Source organism: Anatilimnocola aquadivae, assembly GCF_049819085.1.
Classification (GTDB): Bacteria; Planctomycetota; Planctomycetia; order Pirellulales; family Pirellulaceae; genus Anatilimnocola.
In genome coordinates this window covers 400,693-420,628 of the sequence record NZ_CP187419.1, presented here as the reverse complement: position 1 = coordinate 420,628, position 19,936 = coordinate 400,693, and the positions used below count along the sequence as shown (strand labels likewise).

Annotated in this window: 20 protein-coding genes; 9 read left to right on the top strand and 11 right to left on the bottom strand. The window is 58.4% G+C overall.

Features of this window, described 5'->3' with window-relative positions:
- Positions 1-17: 17 nt before the first annotated feature.
- The 6 genes from NA78x_RS01675 to NA78x_RS01650 all read right to left on the bottom strand — a co-directional run bounded on the left by NA78x_RS01675 (position 18) and on the right by NA78x_RS01650 (position 4,409).
- On the bottom strand, positions 18-242 hold the full coding sequence (locus NA78x_RS01675) for a response regulator (RefSeq protein WP_425616683.1): 225 nt from the start codon (positions 240-242) through the stop codon (positions 18-20).
- Between the two features lie 7 nt (positions 243-249).
- A complete protein-coding gene (locus NA78x_RS01670; protein WP_425616682.1) occupies positions 250-687 on the bottom strand; it encodes an ANTAR domain-containing response regulator in 438 nt (145 codons plus the stop codon).
- Positions 684-2,096, bottom strand: a complete 1,413-nt coding sequence (locus NA78x_RS01665) for an ATP-binding protein (RefSeq protein WP_425616681.1) — start codon at positions 2,094-2,096, stop codon at positions 684-686. Before NA78x_RS01665 ends, NA78x_RS01670 begins: the two co-directional genes overlap by 4 nt.
- Complete coding sequence (locus NA78x_RS01660) at positions 2,093-2,842, bottom strand: response regulator (RefSeq protein ID WP_425616680.1); 750 nt, start codon at positions 2,840-2,842, stop codon at positions 2,093-2,095. The genes NA78x_RS01665 and NA78x_RS01660 overlap by 4 nt, the downstream gene beginning before the upstream one ends.
- A gap of 18 nt (positions 2,843-2,860) precedes the next feature.
- Positions 2,861-4,012, bottom strand: coding sequence for a sensor histidine kinase (locus tag NA78x_RS01655; RefSeq protein ID WP_425616679.1), 1,152 nt, complete (start codon positions 4,010-4,012; stop codon positions 2,861-2,863).
- A gap of 262 nt (positions 4,013-4,274) precedes the next feature.
- Positions 4,275-4,409 carry a hypothetical protein gene (locus tag NA78x_RS01650; RefSeq protein WP_425616678.1) on the bottom strand — a complete coding sequence of 45 codons (135 nt, stop codon included), beginning with the start codon at positions 4,407-4,409 and terminating at the stop codon, positions 4,275-4,277.
- 116 nt (positions 4,410-4,525) lie between these two features.
- Here NA78x_RS01650 and NA78x_RS01645 point away from each other — a divergent pair, with 116 nt between their 5' ends.
- The 5 genes from NA78x_RS01645 to NA78x_RS01625 all read left to right on the top strand — a co-directional run bounded on the left by NA78x_RS01645 (position 4,526) and on the right by NA78x_RS01625 (position 7,427).
- Positions 4,526-5,236, top strand: coding sequence for a 3-keto-disaccharide hydrolase (locus NA78x_RS01645; RefSeq protein WP_425616677.1), 711 nt, complete (start codon positions 4,526-4,528; stop codon positions 5,234-5,236).
- Between the two features lie 182 nt (positions 5,237-5,418).
- Positions 5,419-6,411, top strand: coding sequence for a TlpA family protein disulfide reductase (locus NA78x_RS01640; protein WP_425616676.1), 993 nt, complete (start codon positions 5,419-5,421; stop codon positions 6,409-6,411).
- A 78-nt stretch (positions 6,412-6,489) separates the two neighbouring features.
- Positions 6,490-6,654, top strand: a complete 165-nt coding sequence (locus NA78x_RS01635; RefSeq protein ID WP_425616675.1) for a hypothetical protein — start codon at positions 6,490-6,492, stop codon at positions 6,652-6,654.
- 3 nt (positions 6,655-6,657) lie between these two features.
- Complete coding sequence (locus NA78x_RS01630; protein ID WP_425616674.1) at positions 6,658-6,963, top strand: hypothetical protein; 306 nt, start codon at positions 6,658-6,660, stop codon at positions 6,961-6,963.
- Between the two features lie 95 nt (positions 6,964-7,058).
- Positions 7,059-7,427, top strand: a complete 369-nt coding sequence (locus tag NA78x_RS01625) for a hypothetical protein (RefSeq protein WP_425616673.1) — start codon at positions 7,059-7,061, stop codon at positions 7,425-7,427.
- Between the two features lie 268 nt (positions 7,428-7,695).
- On the opposite strand, the gene NA78x_RS01620 is transcribed toward NA78x_RS01625, so the two are convergent.
- Both NA78x_RS01620 and NA78x_RS01615 read right to left on the bottom strand, forming a co-directional pair.
- Positions 7,696-8,511: a PilZ domain-containing protein gene (locus NA78x_RS01620; protein WP_425616672.1), complete on the bottom strand. Its 816-nt coding sequence runs from the start codon at positions 8,509-8,511 to the stop codon at positions 7,696-7,698.
- Positions 8,512-8,765: 254 nt separating this feature from the next.
- The gene (locus tag NA78x_RS01615) at positions 8,766-9,053 is read right to left on the bottom strand and encodes a hypothetical protein (protein ID WP_425616671.1); all 288 of its coding nucleotides are present in this window, start codon (positions 9,051-9,053) and stop codon (positions 8,766-8,768) included.
- A 331-nt stretch (positions 9,054-9,384) separates the two neighbouring features.
- On the opposite strand from NA78x_RS01615, the gene NA78x_RS01610 reads away from it, so the two are divergent.
- Together NA78x_RS01610 and NA78x_RS01605 are read left to right on the top strand one after the other, a co-directional pair.
- Positions 9,385-10,227, top strand: coding sequence for a methyltransferase domain-containing protein (locus NA78x_RS01610; protein ID WP_425616670.1), 843 nt, complete (start codon positions 9,385-9,387; stop codon positions 10,225-10,227).
- Positions 10,228-10,251: 24 nt separating this feature from the next.
- Entirely contained in the window at positions 10,252-11,115 is an 864-nt protein-coding gene (locus NA78x_RS01605) for an SDR family NAD(P)-dependent oxidoreductase (protein WP_425616669.1), read from the top strand.
- A 568-nt stretch (positions 11,116-11,683) separates the two neighbouring features.
- On the opposite strand, the gene NA78x_RS01600 is transcribed toward NA78x_RS01605, so the two are convergent.
- The 3 genes from NA78x_RS01600 to NA78x_RS01590 form a co-directional block, all read right to left on the bottom strand.
- Positions 11,684-12,814: an SGNH/GDSL hydrolase family protein gene (locus NA78x_RS01600; RefSeq protein WP_425616668.1), complete on the bottom strand. Its 1,131-nt coding sequence runs from the start codon at positions 12,812-12,814 to the stop codon at positions 11,684-11,686.
- Between the two features lie 1,425 nt (positions 12,815-14,239).
- Positions 14,240-15,568: a prepilin peptidase gene (locus tag NA78x_RS01595; protein ID WP_425616667.1), complete on the bottom strand. Its 1,329-nt coding sequence runs from the start codon at positions 15,566-15,568 to the stop codon at positions 14,240-14,242.
- On the bottom strand, positions 15,565-16,101 hold the full coding sequence (locus NA78x_RS01590) for a shikimate kinase (RefSeq protein ID WP_425616666.1): 537 nt from the start codon (positions 16,099-16,101) through the stop codon (positions 15,565-15,567). Before NA78x_RS01590 ends, NA78x_RS01595 begins: the two co-directional genes overlap by 4 nt.
- A gap of 343 nt (positions 16,102-16,444) precedes the next feature.
- Between NA78x_RS01590 and NA78x_RS01585 the strand changes: the two genes are divergently transcribed.
- Both NA78x_RS01585 and NA78x_RS01580 read left to right on the top strand, forming a co-directional pair.
- Positions 16,445-19,135, top strand: coding sequence for a hypothetical protein (locus NA78x_RS01585; RefSeq protein ID WP_425616665.1), 2,691 nt, complete (start codon positions 16,445-16,447; stop codon positions 19,133-19,135).
- A gap of 148 nt (positions 19,136-19,283) precedes the next feature.
- A complete protein-coding gene (locus NA78x_RS01580; protein ID WP_425616664.1) occupies positions 19,284-19,889 on the top strand; it encodes a DUF6000 family protein in 606 nt (201 codons plus the stop codon).
- The last annotated feature ends 47 nt before the right edge of the window (positions 19,890-19,936 follow it).

Sequence of the window (19,936 nt, the reverse complement as noted above, 5' to 3'; positions counted from 1 at the left end):
AGGACGATGACTTCGGTTTAGGGGAATTGCGACTTGTACTTCTCCAGCAATTCGAGCCCCGACATGCCAGGCATTTGCATATCGAAGATCGCCACGTCGAACTGGCGACGCTGAGCCAGATCGAGCGCTTCGGCCGCGTTCGCGGCACCATCGACATGCATGCCGCTCCGCTTGAGCTTTTGCAGCAGCAGCGGTCGAAAGTCTTCGTCGTCATCAACAATCAAAACGTCGACGGGTTTCATGGCAGGGTCATGACTTGGGTTGGCAGGAAGGCGGCGGAATTTGTGGCGGCGACTGTGGCGAAGATTGCAGCTCCTGGAATCGCTTCATGGCAATGACAATCGCAGGCTGCAGATCGGCAAACGTAATCGGCTTGATCAGGTAGCCCAGCGCGTGATCGCTGGCTGCGCGGGCGAGAAGCACTGGGTCGTGATAAGCAGAAATGAGAATCACCGGCACGGGCCGCTCGCGATTGATCTGCGTCGAGGCTTCGATGCCGTCGAGCTCTGGCATCTTAATGTCGGTGATTACCAGGTCGGGTGCAACTCGACGAACGTCTTCGACCAGCTGCAAACCCGTTTGGGCGCTAGAAACAACTTCGTGACCACAACGGGGCAACATCCGGGCCAGGAAGTCGCGCATGTCCGCCTCGTCATCGGCGATCGAAATCCTCAAACCGACGGTCATGACATTCCTCGCGGGATTGTAAGCTCAAGGCAAGCGCCGGCGGGCGAGGACGCGGCAATTTTACCGGCATGGGTCTGCACAATACGCTTAGCAATAGCAAGTCCCAGGCCAGTCCCTTTGGTTTTGGTCGTAAAGAACGGCTCGAACAGCCGAGCCGACTGTTCGGCCGACAGCCCGGGGCCGTGATCGCTGATCGAGATCGTTAGTTCGTCGCTGCTGCTCGGCGCACACGTCAGTTCGATCGCTGCTTCGTCGGGCGATACTTCAAAGGCATTCTCGAAGATATTCCGGAAGACCTGTGCGAACTTGGTGGGATCGACTCGGCAGTTCGTCGGCGTTTGAATTTGCTCGCTGAGTTTGACGCGTTTGTTAGCATGCACCTGGGCGACCTGATGCCAGGCCTCGCGCCAGACATCGCACAAATCGACCACTTGAAGTTGCAAGTTGATGGGTGCCGCCCATTGCCGAACCTCTTCATACAGCTGACGAAGTTGCTGCTGTGCCTTCTGGGCGCGAGCCACCAAATCGAGCGCTACTGGACGATCTTCAACTTCGAGCGCCAGCATCTCGAGACAAGCCGAGCTGCGTTGCAACGCGTTGCGGCTTTCGTGAGCCAGGGCGGTCATCGTTTCGCCAATCGCTGCCAGCCGCTCGGCCTGCATGGCTCGTTGCTCGGAACGCTTACGATCGGTCACGTCGCGAATCGAAACCAGATTCAAGCCCGGTGAGAAATTGAACGTCACCTGATGCTCGACCTGAACCTCGCTGCCGTCCGGACGTTGGAGTCGACTCTCGCCGCGCAAATTACTCGGCGAGAAAAGAGATCCCCGAACCTCGGAATCTGCGTCGCTTTTGGCAAGTAGCGATTGCAGATTGCTGGCGATGAGTTGGTCACGCGATGTTCCCAAAATTGAACAAGTGGCCGGATTCGCGTCGACGATATTGCCCTCGTGATCGAAAATCACCAAGCCATCCAAGGCGTTCTCGAACAGGGCACTTAGTTGCCGCTCGGACTGCTGGTGCTCCAGTTCGCGTCGCAAGCTGGCGCGCAGGGCTCCCGCATTCACGGGTTTGATGATGTAGTCGGCGGCACCCATCCGCAGTGCCGAAACGGCAGCCGCTACATCGCTATAGCCGGTGATGATGATCACGCTGGCATGGGGAGCTCTTTGCTTGATCTGCGGCAACACCTCTTCGGGCGTGCCATCCGGTAACTTGCGATCGAGCAGGATCAGCGAGACGGTGTCCCAGCCGGGCAATGCAAAGAGTTGTTTGGCACACGAAGCGTCCTGAATGTCGTAGCCATCGAGTTCGAGAATATCGCGCAGGTTGTTGCGCGTGTCCTCGTCATCGTCCACGATGAACACGCGTGCTCCCGACCAATTGGCTCCAGGCTGAAACGACTTCATGGCTCGGAACTCGCGGGCTGCGAGTAAGTCGTCACCATCTTCAGTAGCTTGGGGACATCAAACGGTTTGTAGGCCACCGCTGTGGCTCCTTCGCTCAGTGCTTGTTGCACGCGATGCGCTTGCTCGTTTGCGACTCCCGTGATGACAATCGTGCGGGCTTGCGGATTGGTCTCGCGCACAACCTTTAATACGCTCGAGCCATCACCGCTAGGCAACTTCATATCGAGCAGCACGACTTGAAACTGGCATTGTTGCAGCGTTTGACTGGCGGCCTGAACATCGTTGGCCAAATGCACTCGATAGCCGACCTTGTGAAAGATATCCCACAGGTTCTCACACAGGTCCTGATCGTCATCGACCACCAGCAGCAGCGGGCTATTCAGCGCCGACTCGACCAACTTGATCAGATTGCCGATGTTGATGGGCTTGGAAAGGACGTGGCGAGCCCCCGCCGCGATGGCCGTTTGCGCGGTGTCGCTGCTGGCATAGGCAGTGACAATTAGGGCTACCGTGCCGGCCGAGAGTTGTTTGATTCGTTGGTACAACTCCAAGCCATCCATGCCCGGCATTCGCAGGTCGAGCAGTACGATGTCGTAAGGTGGTTGCGCTTCGACGAGTTCCAGCGCGGCAAAGCCATCACTGGCCGTATCGACGAGAAATCCCAAGTCGCCGAAGATGTCCGACAGGTTGGCACAAGTGTCAGCCTCATCGTCAACGATCAGAATTCGCGGATTCTGTACGCTCATTGCCATTCCATTCAACTCTCACCGTGTGGCTGGCAAACGGACGCAAAAACTGCAGCCCGAGTTGGGTTCGCTGGCGACGGTGAGAGTTCCTTGATGACGATCAACGATATCGCGGGAAATGGACAGCCCCAGACCGATACCTTTTGCTTTGGTCGAATAGAGCGGTTCGAAAATGTGTGGCAACTGCTCGGGCGGGATTCCCTTGCCCGTATCTTGAACCGTGACGGTTGCCATGTCGCCATCGCGGGCAATATTCAACCGCAGCGTTCCTCCTTGCGGCATCGCATCGCGAGCATTGCGAATCAAGTTTCCGAACACAATGCCCAGCTGCGAACGATCGCCCAGCAGTTTGATTCCCGAAGAGGCAATGTGCCACTCCTGTTGAATGTTCAGAGGCAAGCAGACCAAGTCGAGAATATCGCGCAAGCAGGCTTCGACATCGACAGGCTGCAATTCCGGCGCTGGAAGCCGGGCAAAGTCGTTAAGCGCCGTGATCACGCCGTCGGCGAGCCCCACTTGCCGTTCGATGCGTTCGAGGTGCACTCGCTTCTTTTCGTCGGTGGCATTGCGGGCATTCAGCAAGAAGTAAACAGAGGTCTTCACCACGTTGAGCGGGTTGCGCAGCTCGTGCGCGATTCCACCAGCCACTTTGCCAATCGTGGCGAGACGCTCGGCGGCCATGTGTCGGCGCTGATATTCGGTTTGATAGGCATCTTCGATAATCGCCAGATCCAGATCCAGCAACGAATTGAGTGAGCCTCGACAGGCAATTAGCTCTGCGGCAGTCCGATCCCATTTTTCGTCCAAGGTTCGCAGCATCCCGCCCCGCAACCGCGAAAGCGCAGCGTTGGTGTAGACCTGGCTGAGTCCGATTTCGACGTGCCGATATCCTACGCGCCAGCGTCGTTCAACATACTCCCGGTCGTACTTGCCGGAGAGAAGCTCCGCCAGCCAGCGATGCAAGCTCTGTTTCAAGCGGGCGATTTGTTCCGCGCCGCCCGTTATCACCTTCCTCGCTTCGGTATGAAGTTCGATCTCGGCGTAAAAGTCATCGATCAGCGGGCCAAAACTGCTCGCCAAGAAAGGAGCGATCGTGCGGATTCGCTCCGCATCGTCGTCTGTCCAGCCGACATACCTTTGCAACTCTTGGTAGCGAAGAAAGGCTGTCATGGTTCAATGCGCAAGAGGAAAAAACTTGGCCACCAACGGCGTGGTGAGAAATCTCGATCACCTGCCTTGGCAACCGGTATGCCGTTACGCTTACCCATCTCCACTAGCGAGATTATCGCGAGAGAGCGCGTTCAGCGGAGTTTAAAAAGGCGAAAACCGCGCGCTCAAGATCGCGCAAGTGTGCGAATTCGCGCGCAGCGCAAGCCGCGATGTCCCCACGCCGTCGTCAGTTGGCGACGGCGAGCCACGTTAGCCGGCCCCGTTACTTGGCGGGCTTCTTCTTGTCGTCCTTTGGCTTCTTCTTCGTCTTCTTGTCGTTCTTCTGGCTGTTGTTGCCTTTGCCCATGAGCGTGTGTCCATGCATGTGATTGGGAAGGATTGAAACGCGAAAGCGCATCCTAGCACACGTGCCGGTCAGCGGCGTCGTGTTCGTTGCTTGTTTCTCGCGCGAGGCCGATCCATACTGACGACCTGCATGCTCTTCCCGCCCAAGCACCTCTCCCGGAGTTTGCCATGAAGCGTCTTTTGACCTCGCTGACCGTTTGCCTGCTGACCCTCGCGCCACTCGTGGCCCTTGCTGCGGACGATTGGTCCGCGTCGATCAAGTTTCCCGACAGCGAGAAGCCCGTGGCACTCTTCAATGGCAAAGACCTCACGGGCTGGCACGGCAACACGGGCGCTGGCGGCACGAAGGAATATTTCAAAGTGAAGGACGGCGAGATCGTCGCCCGCAACGAGAAGGACTCCCCGCCGAAGGTCAGCAACTACCTGCTCACCGATAAAAACTATCGCAACTTCCGCCTCGTCTTCGAAGCCAAGCTGGCCGAGTCGAGCATGCACAGCGGCATCGCCCTGTGGGGCAAGCAATTCGAAAAAGACGGCGAGAAGAACTCGTACCAGGGTCACCTGGTGATGTTCCCCTCGGGCTGGGGCTACTACGACCTGTTTCGCCGCAACTCCATCTACAAGGACGACGGCCGCGCGAAAAAGGCCGACAACAAGGACTACAACAAGATGGAGATCCTGGCCATCGGCGACCGCATTCGCCTGGCCGTGAATGGCCAGGAAGTGGCCGACTGGCGAGACCCGAAGCCCGAACTGTGCGAAGAAGGCCCCATCGGGCTGCAACTGCACAGCAACAGCGTCGCGCAAGAAGTTCGCTTTCGCGGCCTGCGCCTTTCAGAAAATCCCGAAGACCGTCTGATTACCGTGAAGAGCGAATAGCCTCTCTTCCTGCAAGCACCAAGCAGGAGCTGACACTTCGTGCTTGCCTGGGAAAACGCCGGACAATCTCACCAGGCACTGGCTTTTTGGGTGCTAAAGAGTGTACTTTAGGGTGATCTCGTCGCGACGATTTGCTCGCGCACGTTGGTTCCTACCAATTCGTTTGCCTCGGCAGGTGATTTATGTCCATCCGCATCTCCCTTCTTGCTTCCGTTCTGCTGGTCGTCGGAGCTTCGCTCGCTCGTGGACAAGATGCCGCGTTGCCGACCGATCCTGCTGCCTGGGTGAATGGTGGACCGATCACCGCCGAGATGCTGAAGGGCAAAGCGGCCTACGTCTATTACTACGAAGAAGGCTGCCCCCGCTGCCGCGAAAAATGGCCCACGTTGCTGGCGATGGCCAAGAAGTACGAAGACAAGCCGATCGTGTTCATTGCGGTGAACTCCGGCAACGGCCGTGACGATGTGATGTCGTATGCCCGCGAGGTGAATCTGACCTGGCCCATCATCGTCGACACCGCGCGCCAGTTCGAACAGGCTTCGGGTGTGCCCGAAGTCAGCCTGAACAACATCTATCAGGCCCGCGTCATTACTCCCGATGGCAAAATGGCGATGGGTAGCGCGCAGAACCCCGAGACCTCGGTCGACCAAGTGCTGGCCAGCGCGAAGTGGAACATCGATCCCACGGGCGTTCCTCCCGTGTTGGTTCCCGTCTGGCGAGCGCTCGAATTTGGGCTGTCATCGGCCAGCACCGGAGCCGCTTTGAAGTCGGCGCTCAACTCAAAAGATGCGACCGTGAAGACGGGAGCCGAGAAGCTCAACACAATCGTGCAAGAGCGCGTCGCCGCCGAATTGAAGGCCGCCAAAGAAGCCTATGGTGCCGGAGAGAAGTGGAAGTCGTACAAGATGGTCGATGCCCTCACCGTGCAGTATGTCGGACTCGATCTGCCGGAAGGGGTGACGAAAGCCAAGACGGCACTCGCGGCCGACGAAGAAGTGAAGAAGCAACTGCAGGCCCAAAAGGAACTCGACCTGCTGAAGAAGCGAGCCCGCACGGCCACACCCGCTGCCATGCGCGGGCTGATGTTCAAACTCAAAGAACTAGCCGAGAAGCATGCCGGCACCGAAGCAGGCGCTGAAGCAACCGAACTGCTGGCGAAGTCGCCGCAGAACTAACGTCGGCAAAGCGAATCGGCTTTGCTGATGACCCGGCTGTGGTCAAGGCCCGCGCACTGTGGGAATCGAAGCGCGCCGATGGCTGGACCCAGCAGCGACTTGGCGAAGCCTATGGGCTACAAGGGCGACACCGCGCGTAAGTCGGTCAACCAGTTTCTTAAGTGTCGCGACCCGCAGATTTCGATGCTGAGACGATTCGCCGATGCGGTCGGTGTGGCGCTCAGCACGATTGTTCGGGAGTAGGCGATGCGACTAAAGCCTGGACCTCAGCAGCAAGAGCGCCGCGTTACGGTTGCGGAAGTTGAAGCCGACTACTTTGCCAGCTTGAAGATCAAGCGATCAGAATGCGAAGAGCGACGAACCCAACTGAAGAAGCCGCTGGGCTACTGCAACGGCGATTGGGAGAAGCTAAAGGCGATGATCCAACCCGATGATGAGTTGTGGGAAGTTTGTTCCGACAAAGAATCCTGGAGCCAGGGAATGGGTTCGCAATACCTAGACTTGCGCAGAAGTGGCGAATCGATAACTCACATCGTGTTACGCATGAACTGACTTTTTGGGCAGACGCGATTTGTTGGGCAAAGCCGGTTCAGTTGGCTTTGCCCAAAAAGTCGCTGTTGCCCCATAAGTCGGGTAGAATTCGGGGCATGAACCCGGCATACGAACTGAGTGCAACGAAGAAAATCGCCAGGTTCATCGACCTATACGATCGCGGTGTGCTTCTTGAAATGGAAGCCGAGGGACAAATTATCGAAGTCCTCACCCCGACAAACGCTAGGGAAGTGTTTGCCTGCTTACCCGATTGCTTCAAGGAACGCCTGAAATCGAGAGCCGCATCAGCGCCATTCACAGATCAGGAATGGGAAGCGGCGGAATTCATTCACATTGCCAGCTATTGCGGGCCCGAGCTTCCCGTTAAATCGCCAGAAGAAGAACACTCCGAAGATAAACAATGGAAACGGAATTATCGTCTTAAGATTGAGGCTCTCCGAGAATTGCTCGCATCGTTGAGTTAGCCTACTCCCGCACAATCGTGCTGAGCGCCACGTCAACAGCCTCCGCGAAACGCCGCAGCATCGAAATCTGTGGGTCGCGACTCTTGAGGAACTGATTGACTGACTTTCGGCCCCCTCAACAGAGGGGCGTTCACAAACCCTGCCCTAATTGATTGTAAGAGGCGCGACATTATTCGCAGATGGCGCGCAAATCCTTATAACAATTGCCGGGCTTTGTGAATACGCACAACCCGGGACAGAAGGAGAGCAACGCGGGCCCGCGCTGTACTTACGTTCCGTTCAGCTGCCGCCAGGCTTTGACCTGACTGGGGCTGAGGACGTTCAAGATCTGCCGTTCGCTGCGATGGATGGCTTCCCAAAAGTCTTGACGGGAAGTATCGGCAGCGGCCTCGGCGGCGGCCTCGATAGCACGCTGAATGTGGCTCTCTTGAGCGGGCGAGAGTCGCAGCCGGCGCGAGGTATCGGGCAAGAGGAGCTGCTTTTGATGATCGAAGATCTTTAGAGCGCGCTGGTCGCTGGCGGAAACGGGGGCCGCTCGCTCTGGGGCATCCACTCGCAGTGCCGCCGCTTGCAGCTTGGCCTGCATTGCCAAGTTTTCGTTTAGTGCCGCTGGCGGAGTAACCGCAGCCATAGGCTGTTGTTTCGCGAGCCAACCGAAATGCCAACAGGCATAGGACAGGCCAAAGCCCAACAGCAGCACCAGTCCGATCAGCCCACACATCAGCGTGGCATTGGACGATTGCCACAGCGTGCCGGGTAATGCGGAGAGGGACGAGAACGCGAAGCTCAAGATGCCGCGCGAACCATCCGGAACATCTCCAGTGCGGACCGCGCCCAGCAGGATGCCGTCTTTGAAGATTTCTTTGCGAACGACCTGCAGCAGGCTGTTGCCACTGAGGGTCAGCAATTCACAGGTGTCATCGATTTCGAGGCCCACGGTCAGCGGACAAGCAATCGCGACGCCGGTCGACGAAGCATCGACCAGCTGGACATCAAATGTGCGTCCTTGAATGCGCAGCGTCGCTTGCTTCTGCCCATCGGGCATCGCAATGCGAAAAGCGCTACGCTGTTCTGAGGAATTCATAGGGCACACCTGGAAGCAGACCTAATACCGGCTTCGTGAACTATAGGTCGCGGTGTGCGCACCAGCGAAAAGTTCGCCCATTTCGCGCTGGGGTTCATCGCGCCATGAATCGACGACGACTGCCGGTAGCGATTATGCCGGCCAGGACGTCCGTCAACGCGGGATGACCATTGCCGGTTCTATGGCCGGCATGGAAGCACTCTTGCGAAACCGCTGATGACAGAATGAGTGTGGGGAACAAATGGATGTTGCGACTACTTCCCCGCAGGTCGCAATTTCTTCAACACGGTGCTGGCGATGAGCGTGCGCAGGCTGTCGTACTTTGCTTGAGTCTCGGCCAGGTCGTTGATCTCGGGCCGCTGGCGTTTTAGCTGAGCGATGCTATCCCACAGGACTTCTTCGCCGGCTACCAGGCGCTCCAGTGTTTCGAGCAGGGCCAGATAGCGAATCTCGTCGGGGTCGGGCAGATTGTTGATGCTCTGCGAAACTCGCAGCCCCAAGATAAAGCTGGCGACAATCAGATTGACGGCTTCCTCATCCATGCAACCGCATCCGGCGAACCGGCATCTCCCTAGGTCGCAACTCATTTGCGACGAAGTAACGAACTGCCAAGAGAACCAACCAAGGCGAACACCCTACGTCGCTTGTCAGTCTCCCGCGCTCCCCATTTCGGTGCAAGTGCATGTCCCGCACGGTTGTAACTCGCGTCGCAGGCCGATTCTGACGAATGCGCGGCACGCGAAAGGGCGACTCAGCGTCATCTCGGGCAGAAAACCTTGAAAAAGTGACTGCGGAGATTAATCTTTCAATCTACAGGCGACTGATTGCGGTATTTACGAAGCAGTCGGCTCCTTTAGCCCGCGAGTCCACGCAATGAATGCAGTCAAAGAACTAGCAGCAGATTCCAAGTGGCAAGCCGCCGTCGCGCACCTGCGTTGCGTCGAGTGCAGCGGCCCGCTGCAGCATCAATCGGCCCAAGCCCTGAGTTGCCCGGCTTGCTCGCGCGTGTTTCCGATCGACCGCCAAGTGCTGCACATGGAAGGACAGTACGAAGGAAACAACGCCATCGCGGCCGACTACTACAACAGCTCGCTGTGGCCCAAGTTCCGGTTTTGGGAATGGGTCGCCCACCTGCCGCGCGGTGGCGAGCGCCGGGCTCGCAACGAAGTTCTGCGTCATCTGCCCAAGCTCTCGGGAACGAAACTCTTGGACGTGGCGATGGGCGACGGGCGCAACCTGCCGCTCATTCCTCGCGACTGCCAGGTTTATGGCGTCGATATCTCGCGCGTGCTCTTGGAGAAGTGTCAGCACGACTATGCCGACCGCGATCTCCATTTGATCGTCGGCGAGGCCGAAACACTTCCGTTCCCCGATTCGACGTTCGACAACCTGTTCAGCTTGGGGGCGATCAATCACGTGAACGACCCGGGCAAAGCGTTCCAGGAAATGGCTCGCGTCGTGAAACCCGACGGTCTGATCGTGGTCGCCGACGAAGTGCCCGACCTGCCGAATCGCCAGATCGCGCACAAGCTCGGATTGCATAAGCTCCAAAAATGGATCTTGTCGAAGGTCTTCTTTTTGGGCCCCATGTCGGACGTGATCCTCGAGCACACCGATCTGAAGATCGAGCCCCTCGTCGATCAGGCACTGCGCGACTGGCGCATTCACTCGATCTGGGGCGGCCTGGGATATGTCGTGGTCGGCAAGCCAAAGTAAACAGGCTGTCGCGGAGGTCCGTCGATGCAAAGCACATCCCAGCGCGGTTTAGCAGTCATCACCGGCGCAGCCGGTGGGCTTGGTCTCTCCTTTGCCAGGCAATTGGCCCAGCGAGGTTATCGCCTGCTCTTGATCGACCGGCGACAGGCACCCCTTGAGCAAGTCTGCGCTACGATCGCCGCCGAGTACGGCACAACTGCCGAGCCTTACACCATCGATCTCTGTAAGCGCGATGAAGTCGAGCGACTGGCTGAGCGACTGGAGCAAACACCGGACGTTGAGTTGCTCGTCAACAACGCCGGGTTCGGCACCGTTGGTTACTTTGCCGATACCGATGCCAATTATCTGGTGGCGATGGTCGATGTCCATGTGGTCGCGCCGACGATGCTCACCCGCGCCGTACTTCCTCAGATGATCGAGCGAAACAGTGGCAACGTCATCAATGTCTCCTCGCTCGCAGGCTGGTTCCACAGCGCGGGGAATACCCAGTACGGCTGCACCAAAAATTATCTGGCCGGGCTCTCGCTGGCACTGCAGGACGAACTTCGCGGCACGAACGTCCGTGTTCAGGCCCTGTGCCCCGGATTTGTTCGCACCGAGTTTCACAGCGCCGAAACGATGAAGGGATTCAATCAGCGCTGGGCTCCCGCAGCCCACTTTTGGATGTCGGCCGACGAAGTCGTCGCTTGCTCTCTCCGCTGCCTGCAAGGCAACAAGGTAATTGTCATTCCCGGTCTCGGCTACAGCATCGCCGGTCGCTTTGCCCAGATGCCCGTCATTCGACGCCTCATCCAATGGCTCACCCGCGTGCCGCGTCTCGCCCCCAGCCCACCACCGCACGTCGATACCTGTCCCTCACCCACTCTAAGCGTAGCCAAACGAGGGTGATCCGCGACGTAACTCCTTGGCTGTCTTGCGGGTCACTGCCACAGTAGCCGAACTCTCTTTCCTTGCTGCACTCAAAACGTCCAACAACCGGCGAGGTTTTTGGACAGGCATCCATTCTTGAATTCTGCCGGAAGTTGCTGCCACTGTATCACTTGCGACTCTCGCTCAATTTTTGCCACTCACTCCTTTTGTCCAATAACCGGGCGAGTTGTTGGACACGCCTCTTCGTACTCATCTCATTCCGTCGAGATAACCGTTCGCTCGCAATTTCGCCTTCCACCGCGCGAGCACGACGCACCCCAACCGCACCTCGCGGGCACTCACCTTAACAACCAGACTGTGAGAGAACTTCCCGACATTAGCTCACAGTGATGGTCTATTGTCAAGTATTTGCTTATTTATTTCTGATGTATTTTTGATCACACAGAGGCCGGGTGCTGTTCAGAGGCTGTAAGCGGCTCGATTGCGCGAACATGCACGTCCGCTGACACCTGACTTCCTGAATCCTGGCTCGCGATGGCAGCGAAGCAACAACCAGTGGAAGCGAGTAGCATGTTCAGAGGCAGACCTACTTTTTCAGTAGGGGTTCAAGCACTTTGCTGAACTCGTCGGCCATGCGGAGAAAGCCGAGGTCGGTGGGATGCGAGCCGTCGACGGTGTCTTCGCCATCGGATCCAAGTTGCTGTTCGCCGGGAAGATAGAACAGGAGTTTGTCGTTGGGTTGCAGTTCGGCAAAGATCTTTTGGAGGGTCGCACGGCTGGTGGTGTTACGTTCGGCTCGGTCGCGCTTCAAGAAGGCATCGCTGTAGGTGCGATCTTCGGCGAGGACGATCGGCGTGTTGGGATGGGCTTTGCGGAGCGTGGCGACGAGCGGTGCGGTGTTCGCGGTGACTTCGGCGGCGGTCATGTTGGGAAGGCAGTCGATCACGTAGGCCGCGGCTTCGATGTCGACGATGCAGGCCGTAACTTCCGGTTCCATCTTGCCGTTGCCGGAGAAGCCCAGGTTGATCACGGGGCGATTCAAGCGACGGCCAAGAATAGCCGTGTGCACCATGCCGGGTCGCGAGGCGCAACCTCCCTGCGTGATGCTGGTGCCGTAGAAGACAATCGGCAGTCGCTTCGCTTCTTCACGCACCAGTCGTTCGATCTTGCTCCCTTCGGCGACGCCGATTTCGACCTGCGAGACGCCGTTGTACAGCGGCAGGTAGAGACAGTAGTCGCGATCTTGCTTGGCGAGACCCTCAACGAGCGTCGCCGTGTGCTTGGTTCCTTCTTTCGGTTGGCCGATACTCAGCCACCGCCACGTTCCCTTGTCATCGCGCACGTAAAGATCGACGCCGCTGACACCCGTGGCTGGCATGTGCGGCATGGCCAGTCTGCTCGAGGTGTTCGTCCACTGACAATGAATCGTCGGCGAGTCGGTGCGAAAGCGGACGCAGATTCCGGCCGAGTTCTGACTCAGGCTCCACACGGGCGGGCGAACTTTCCCCTCGGCCCGCGCGGGCAGGCGATCGTAGGGAGCTTTCACATCGGTGAAAGCCTGCCCTTCGAGTCCAATCACGCGGGCGTCGTACCATTCGATCTTCGCCGCATCATCGCGGCGCACTTTGGCGGCATCGACGGCTGCGGTGGTGTCGGCAGCGAGAAGCAACGCGGGACTGAGAATCAGCAGGGCAAAGAGCACAACGCGGCGAAGCATGGCGGGATCCTGGGGGAAGTTCGAAGTTCGAAGTTCGAAGTGAAAGAAGCAGGGATAATCTGAGCGATTCGACGGCAATAAGCAACAATTGCCCAGCGCTGATTTTTCCGACCCCCGACCACTCAGCTTTCGGCCGCTAGTGCAAAAGCCAGTAAACCCCCGGAGCAGGTCCGGGGGCGGTGAGTCATGGTGATCTCTGACTGCCGGCCTCTGACCTAAAACTTTAAACTACTTCCCCCCGCCCTAGTTCCCAGTTCCTACTCCCCAGCTCCTTCTCCTCCGCCAAGAAATGACTAGAGCCGCCCTGACATCGCGTCGCGGCGGCTCTTTCTCGTTGTTATCGGTTGTGTGCAGCCGGCATCTGAGGGCTAGGCATCATGCCTGCGGATTCAGGCGGCTACAGCAACATAGGGGCTGCGGTCACCAAAAAGCACTTAGGCCTTCTTGGTTGCAGGTGCCTTCTTCGAAGCCTTCTTGGTTGCCTTCTTAGCAGCCTTCTTCGGGGCAGCCTTCTTAGCAGCTTTCTTCTTGGCCACAGCAACATCCTCCCTTAGGAAAAACTTGGCGAGGCGAGCAGCAAACGAAACAGATCGAGCCGCTCTTCACTCACCTATGCCACGGTCCGCGGTTGCCGTCACAACGTCTCCATTGTTTCGGTGCCAGTGTGCCATGACATCCCGTGTGTCACATTCACTCTGGCAGGCGGCCCGGTAACTCCCTGCTTTGGTCACTCGTGTTGAGTTGGTCGTCGCAGTCTTCAGCATGCTGCTTCGGACTTTTGATTCGCAACTTTTGTGGTCAAGTGTCATTGACATTCGTCATCGACATTTTTTCCACGCGAGTTGCTACCAATGTTGCGAGTTGCTTGCAAATCGTCAAGAGGAAAACGCGCGGCGCGCTTCAACATCAGTCATGTTTTGGACGCGCGATGAACCAAAATGATGTGTCGCGCGCGATCATCGGCAACTCATGCGCGACGCGCAGAGATCGCCGTTGATGACCCGCGCGATGCGCTGCGCAAGTCATCGCGCGCGGGCTGCGCAGCGCGGCGAACGAAGGCTTGCGTGATTTGAAAAGTTCAACGTCGTGCGCGACTCACACGGCAGAGGCCGAATCATTTCGATAAAAATCGACCTGTTTTCTGCTGGTTTTAATTTCGTATTCGGAGTCAGGGTCTTTGCGTGTCGTAACTGCGCGCTGCGACATCAAACGGTTCCTCGCAACCGACAACGATCGCGCGCGAGGAGGAGCGACGACGTTCGTGTGAACTTCGAAATGAAGTTTGCGAGTGCGCGGTGAGATGAAAAATGCAAACTCACCACGCGCGAAAAAGATGCGCGAAAAAATTTCCGAAAATCATGCGCGCGAAGTGTGTCGACTGGTCACTCGCGTACAAAAATGTGACATCGCGCGCCCTGATCTCGGTTACAAGTCACCATCGATGCGCGCGAAAATCGCTTCGCGAATCAGTCTCCACACCCACAACATGCCGGTCATCGAGAGCAAGAAGAAGACGATCGCGATCGGCACAAGGCTGCCCAAAGCAAAGATGCCGCGCGCATACGATTCCCAGAGCCAATGCCACATCACAATCACGATCACCGCAGCCAGTGCGAGGTAAGGACCGAAGGCAATGTCTTTGCGGCGTGTGAGCAACCACTGCGTGACGGCGACAATGACCGCCGTTGCCGGTGAAAGAAAGAAGACCAGCAGCGAAGCTTGCCAACCGAAGACGACGCCGATCATCCCCATCAGTGTGACGTCGCCAAATCCCATCGCTTCTTGCCGTAAACCAATGGTGCCGCCGATGCGCACACCCCACACAAGCCCGCCCGCGAAGGCGAAACCGACGAGCGACGTCAGTAACGACTGCCAATGCACGCCGCCGACTCGCCACACAGCCACCACACCCAGAGAAATCAGCAGAAACGTGATGCTATATCGCCACCAGAGGAGTCTATCGAGCCAGGTTCGTTCTAAACGGCCACCAGCTGCGGCGGGGAACTTGGCCTGCGGGCGATGGCCAAGACGAAGGTTGTCGCGCATAACGCTGACGATGTAAAACTGCGCAGCTTTCCACGGTCCACGGCGAAAGGTCAGCAAGCCCGGGATGATCGCCAGCCACCAAGCCCACACAATGGCCAAAGCGATCGCCAAGCCCGGCCAGTCCAGCATGTCTGGCGGAAACGCGCCAGCATGTTTCGATGTGAACAGCAAAGGTTCGAAGGTGAGCACTCCCGCGACGATGTAAACGGCCGGCAGATGCATGGCTGGCCAGATGGTGGTCAGGATCAACAGCAAGATGGTGCCCGGGAGCGTGATGACGTCCGGAATCGTTTGCTCGTCGAAGTCGATGAACGTGGCGATGGTGAGCAGTGCAATGAGAATGGCATGCGCGGCAAAGATGGGGTACCAGTCGCTGGGTACGAAGGGGATCAGCTGCCCGTTCGGAGGCAGCAACTTGCCGGCGGTGAGGAAGTGAAACAGCCAGACCATGGCGGCGGCATAGCAGACTTCAATCAAAATGGGGCGAATCCAAAACCAGCGCCCGTGAAACTTCTCTTCGCGGCGCAAACGCCACCAGCCAACGATCGGTATGCAATCGAGCCAGCTGCGCGAAGCCGCACCGGCGGGCGGTGTAACCCACGGACTGATCGGCCGCGCGCGAAACGCGAGCGTGTAGATGGCCCAGTTGATGCCGCTGCCGACCAGCAGTGCCACCAGGAAGATGCCAATGTCGATCAGCCAGTTCATGCTCGGCGACCTTCCTGCTGTTGCAGCCAAGCGGCAATCTGCAGCGCGATCTGTTCGGGCACTGCTTCGTCGGCGTCGACGATGAGGTTCGCCAGTTCGGCGTAGATCGGTTCGCGCTGAGCCAGCAGTTTCTTCACTTCGTCGAGGCCGCCAGCCGCTGTCAGGTTCGGGCGTCGCGCGCCGGTGGTTGGATCCTGCTCGATTCGTTGCAGCAATGTTTCTGGCCGAGCTCGCAGCCAAACGATCCGGCCATTCGCGCGCAAGAGGTCGCGATTCTGCTCTCGCAAAATGACGCCACCTCCCCAAGAGACCACAACCGGTTGTCGCTGCGTCAGCTCGCGTACAGTTTGACTCTCGCGGTCTCGAAACCCCTGCTCACCTTCTTGGGCGAAGATCTCGCGGATCGAGAGACCAGCCCGCTGTTCCAAAACTTCATCGGCATCGAGAGCTAGCCAATCGAAGCGAGTTGCCACCAGGCGCGCGACGGTGGTCTTGCCGCAACCGCGATAGCCAATGAGATACAGATTCGTCATGAGAGAGAAAAGAGGTTGTGTGTGCGGTGGACTCAGCGTTGCAATCGCGACGGGGGTGAATGTTTCAAGTTGTCGGTCGGGGGCTCCTCGCTGACGCGTGCACGGGTGGCATGTCGGCGGCAGCCCGCAGCTGCTGTCGCCGCACTTCTTTGCTAATCGGCAAAGTCGCGTGGTAAGTGCTGTCAAAGCTGTGACTTCGGTGTGTCAACTTAGGGCGGTCGCAGAGGTTACCCACCGCCAACCGTTGTAATTCCACTTCGGGGCCCGATCGTTCCGATTTTACTGTTAGAGAGGTGCGAATGTGCGGCTCTCTGGGCGAATGCATGGAACGCGGAGCCGGATGATGAGTCGACTTGTTCGTCGCTACTCCTGGAAGTTTCTGGGCCTGGTGCTGCTGATTGCTGCTTTAAGCTTAGTCGCGCCCTCAGGCTGGTTCTATTTCTTGCCCGGCAAGTCCGTCGCTAACAACGATCACCTCCGGCTGTTCCCCGCCCCGGCTCACCTGCAAGACATCGGTGCGACGGTAGCGTTCAATCCTGCCACACCGGCTCCTGCTCCCTATCTGCCGGCCGAAAATTCGTTTGTCGAACTAGCTCCGGCATTTGAAGTTCCCGCGATGCCCGCTGAAAAGACGGAGCCAACGCCTGCTCGGGCAGCTTCGCTCGAATCTCCCGCTACGGGCTTGGAAGAATTCGCCACACCCCAGCAAGTGGCACCGACCGGTCCGGTGGTGGCCGAGCAGATCGATCTCGATCCTTCGCTGTCGGAACAGCCCACGCGCATCGCCCCCAAGGTCGAGTTGGAGTTGAGTACCCCCGAGCCCGAAGTGGCTCCGGTGCCAACGGAACCTTCGACCCCCAGTCCCACGGTACCCACCGAGCCGCGCACTTTGCCCGACGCGGCCGATCTGCCCAATCAATCAACCATCAAGCCTGAAGTTCAACCCGATGTACCTCCGCCGCCCGCCAATGCGTCGGCTGGTGCCTGGCCTTATCCCACGGCGCTGATCGCTCAGCTTCGCGAATTGGCCGATGCGGAACCATCAGCGGCAATTTGGGCCCAGCAAGCGATTGCGGAACTCGAAGCGCTAGCGATGGTCGAACGCCTCGATGCTCCTGCGGTTGGCACGGCCCTGGATAACCTGCACAAGTTGGCCGAGCAAGCCAAGGGCATTGCCGCTCCGCTACCGAGCGACAATCAACGTTCGCAAGTGCTGCGCGCCGGGTATGCGATCGTGCGGCGCATTGCCGTCTGGCAGGTGACGCATGTTGCTGCCTATGAAGCGGCCAATCGCCAGATCGCAAGTCCCGATACGGCCGCCTGGAATCAGTGCCTCACCACGCTGGAGCAAAAACTGCTCACCCTGCCCGGTGGTGCGCCTTGGACGAACTATCTGCGCCTGGAACAAGCTCGCCAGAAGATTGCCTCGGCCGATACATCGGCGGCCGATCGCCGCGCCCTGGCCCGCGATATCCTTCGCCGGCTTAACTCGACGCAGTTCGATGCCACGCAAGGCGATTTCGCCGAGTGTGAAGTCTTCTTCGACCTGACCAAGCACCTGAAGGCTTGGGCAGACGAGCCCACCGACCTGGTGCGAGTTCTGCAGAGCATCGAAGACTATGAACGGCAAGAGTTGACTGCCGAAAGCTCCGCCCTCGCCAATGCCTATCAACAAGTCCGCTGGTCGCCCGATAAGAACATTGCCGAATTGGGCGAGACGCTCAACATGTACTATCGCAACGCCAATGTCCGCGTGGCGATCTCGGCGGAACTCGTGAATCGAATGTTGCCGAAGGAAGCTCGCCAGCTGGAATACGTGCAAGACACGATCCAGGGGGCCTATGTCGAAGGGAACAGCGAAGCGAGCACGCGGCTGCGTCTCGTCCTGCTCCCCGATCGTCTGCGCTGGCGCATGGGTCTCGAAGCGAAAGGCGAAGTGGCATCCGACACTTCGTCCACCAAGGGCCCCGCGACGTTCTATCAAAATGGCGTGTCGCACTACCGCGTCCGCAAGATGTTGCTCGTCGATCGCCGCGGCGTTCGGATGTTCAATGCCGAAGCCGAAGCGCAGGCCAACAGCAATCTGCTCGACTACGAAACTTCGTACGACGGCATCCCTTTGCTCGGCAGCCTGGCTCGCGCGATTGCTCGCAGCCAGTACGATGCGGCGCAAGACTCCGCTCGCCTCGAAGTCGAAGGCAAGATCCAGGGCCGCGCAACGTCTCGTATCGATCAAGCCGTCGCCGAGCAACTGCAAAAAGGCAAAGCGAACTTTCAAACGAAGTTGCTCGAACCGATGCGCAAGCTGCAGCTCGAGCCCACGGCCGTCGATATGGAAACGACCCACGAAAGGCTGATTGCCCGCTATCGCTTGGCCGGCCACGAACAACTTTCGTCACACACGCCGCGGCCGCAAGCCCCGGGCGATAGCCTGCTTAGCGTGCAGGTGCACGAAACGGCCTTCAACAACATTCTCGATCGGTTGAACCTAGCCGGTCGCCGGCTGGAACTGCGCGAGCTGTATAAAGAGGTCACTTCGATCTTCACCAAAGACGCTCCTCCGCCGCCAGAAGATCTGCCGGAAGATGTGTACGTCACTTTCATGCAGACCGATCCCGTCCGCGTTGATTGCGACGAAGGTCGCGTGCGGCTGACGATTCGCATCGAAGCCCTCGAACACGGCAAGTCGAAGTGGCAGAACTTCACTGTGCGTGGCTACTATGCTCCCTACTCCGATCAGCTCGATGCCAACCTGGCCCGCGATGGCGTGATCGAGCTCATCGGCGAGAAGCTCCGCTTCGGCGACCAGATCGCGCTGCGTGGCATCTTCAGCCGAGTGCTTTCGCGCAATCGCAAGCTGAGCCTGGTGAACAAGCAGATCGCGATGTCGCCGGAATTGCAGGACCAACAAGTCACGCAGTTGGTGATTCATGACGGCTGGATGGGCGTGGCCCTTGGCCCGAAGCATCCGCAGCGCCAAACGCTCGGCCCCAACATGAGCTCGCGCCCCGGCGAAGCGAAGCGCTCGCGGTAGCCAACTCGCCACAATACCGCCGCTAGATCACAACGCAACAAGTGGCTGCCACGCCATCCAGATGCTAAACGCAAACGGAAGTTGTAGTCCTGCATTTCTATTGAGCCGGAAGCGTTAGCGAGAAGAGTTTGCCTGCAGAGCATCGCCGATGGACAAACTTTCCGACAATCGCGCACGCTGGGTAAGCCCTTTATACGCGAACCTTCTACACGGCAATTTCAGCCGCCAACTACTCGCGACCGAGGTGTCAGTCGAACGCGAGCAAATGCTCGCCGAGTTTCGCCGCTGCGTGGCTGAAGTCGCACCGGCAGTCGTCGCCACCTTGCTCAGCGAGCGTGAGTGGCGAGGTCGATTGACTGCCAGTTGGTACGCGGGGCTGCGCGGTTGGACCCAATTCCGAGACGAATTGGGGCGACTGCTCTGCAGGAGTGAGATGTGCTTCGCAGGTCAAGGCTATTGCGCCGCACTGGCCTGTTTTGCGGATGAGGAGAGCGCAGCGCACCTTTGCGCGTACCTCGACCGTTGGCTTCCCAAGATAGACTGCTATTACGATCAACATTGGGCGCTGCCGGCCTTGGTCTGGATCGACCAGCGGTTAAGAGCGAACTTCGCGGCAAGATACTTGGAGCCTGAAGGACTGTGGGATCAGTGGGCCTTGGCGCACGGCCAGCCTGGAGCGAAATTCTACATCGAATCTCAACGGGCATTCGACCTCACGCTTTCCTCAGCGCTCGCCAGCTTTCGAGGAGTCTAGCTAGAATACTCGGATTGCCATCATCGATCTGCGAGGAGCCGACGCGC

Bases quoted from the DNA above. Each gene is read 5' to 3' on its own strand.
- NA78x_RS01675 (WP_425616683.1), bottom strand. From the start codon at position 242: ATGAAACCCGTCGACGTTTTGATTGTTGATGACGACGAAGACTTTCGA.
- NA78x_RS01670 (WP_425616682.1), bottom strand. From the start codon at position 687: ATGACCGTCGGTTTGAGGATTTCGATCGCCGATGACGAGGCGGACATG.
- NA78x_RS01665 (WP_425616681.1), bottom strand. From the start codon at position 2,096: ATGAAGTCGTTTCAGCCTGGAGCCAATTGGTCGGGAGCACGCGTGTTC.
- NA78x_RS01660 (WP_425616680.1), bottom strand. From the start codon at position 2,842: ATGAGCGTACAGAATCCGCGAATTCTGATCGTTGACGATGAGGCTGAC.
- NA78x_RS01655 (WP_425616679.1), bottom strand. From the start codon at position 4,012: ATGACAGCCTTTCTTCGCTACCAAGAGTTGCAAAGGTATGTCGGCTGG.
- NA78x_RS01650 (WP_425616678.1), bottom strand. From the start codon at position 4,409: ATGCGCTTTCGCGTTTCAATCCTTCCCAATCACATGCATGGACACACG.
- NA78x_RS01645 (WP_425616677.1), top strand. From the start codon at position 4,526: ATGAAGCGTCTTTTGACCTCGCTGACCGTTTGCCTGCTGACCCTCGCG.
- NA78x_RS01640 (WP_425616676.1), top strand. From the start codon at position 5,419: ATGTCCATCCGCATCTCCCTTCTTGCTTCCGTTCTGCTGGTCGTCGGA.
- NA78x_RS01635 (WP_425616675.1), top strand. From the start codon at position 6,490: ATGGCTGGACCCAGCAGCGACTTGGCGAAGCCTATGGGCTACAAGGGC.
- NA78x_RS01630 (WP_425616674.1), top strand. From the start codon at position 6,658: ATGCGACTAAAGCCTGGACCTCAGCAGCAAGAGCGCCGCGTTACGGTT.
- NA78x_RS01625 (WP_425616673.1), top strand. From the start codon at position 7,059: ATGAACCCGGCATACGAACTGAGTGCAACGAAGAAAATCGCCAGGTTC.
- NA78x_RS01620 (WP_425616672.1), bottom strand. From the start codon at position 8,511: ATGAATTCCTCAGAACAGCGTAGCGCTTTTCGCATTGCGATGCCCGAT.
- NA78x_RS01615 (WP_425616671.1), bottom strand. From the start codon at position 9,053: ATGGATGAGGAAGCCGTCAATCTGATTGTCGCCAGCTTTATCTTGGGG.
- NA78x_RS01610 (WP_425616670.1), top strand. From the start codon at position 9,385: ATGAATGCAGTCAAAGAACTAGCAGCAGATTCCAAGTGGCAAGCCGCC.
- NA78x_RS01605 (WP_425616669.1), top strand. From the start codon at position 10,252: ATGCAAAGCACATCCCAGCGCGGTTTAGCAGTCATCACCGGCGCAGCC.
- NA78x_RS01600 (WP_425616668.1), bottom strand. From the start codon at position 12,814: ATGCTTCGCCGCGTTGTGCTCTTTGCCCTGCTGATTCTCAGTCCCGCG.
- NA78x_RS01595 (WP_425616667.1), bottom strand. From the start codon at position 15,568: ATGAACTGGCTGATCGACATTGGCATCTTCCTGGTGGCACTGCTGGTC.
- NA78x_RS01590 (WP_425616666.1), bottom strand. From the start codon at position 16,101: ATGACGAATCTGTATCTCATTGGCTATCGCGGTTGCGGCAAGACCACC.
- NA78x_RS01585 (WP_425616665.1), top strand. From the start codon at position 16,445: ATGAGTCGACTTGTTCGTCGCTACTCCTGGAAGTTTCTGGGCCTGGTG.
- NA78x_RS01580 (WP_425616664.1), top strand. From the start codon at position 19,284: ATGGACAAACTTTCCGACAATCGCGCACGCTGGGTAAGCCCTTTATAC.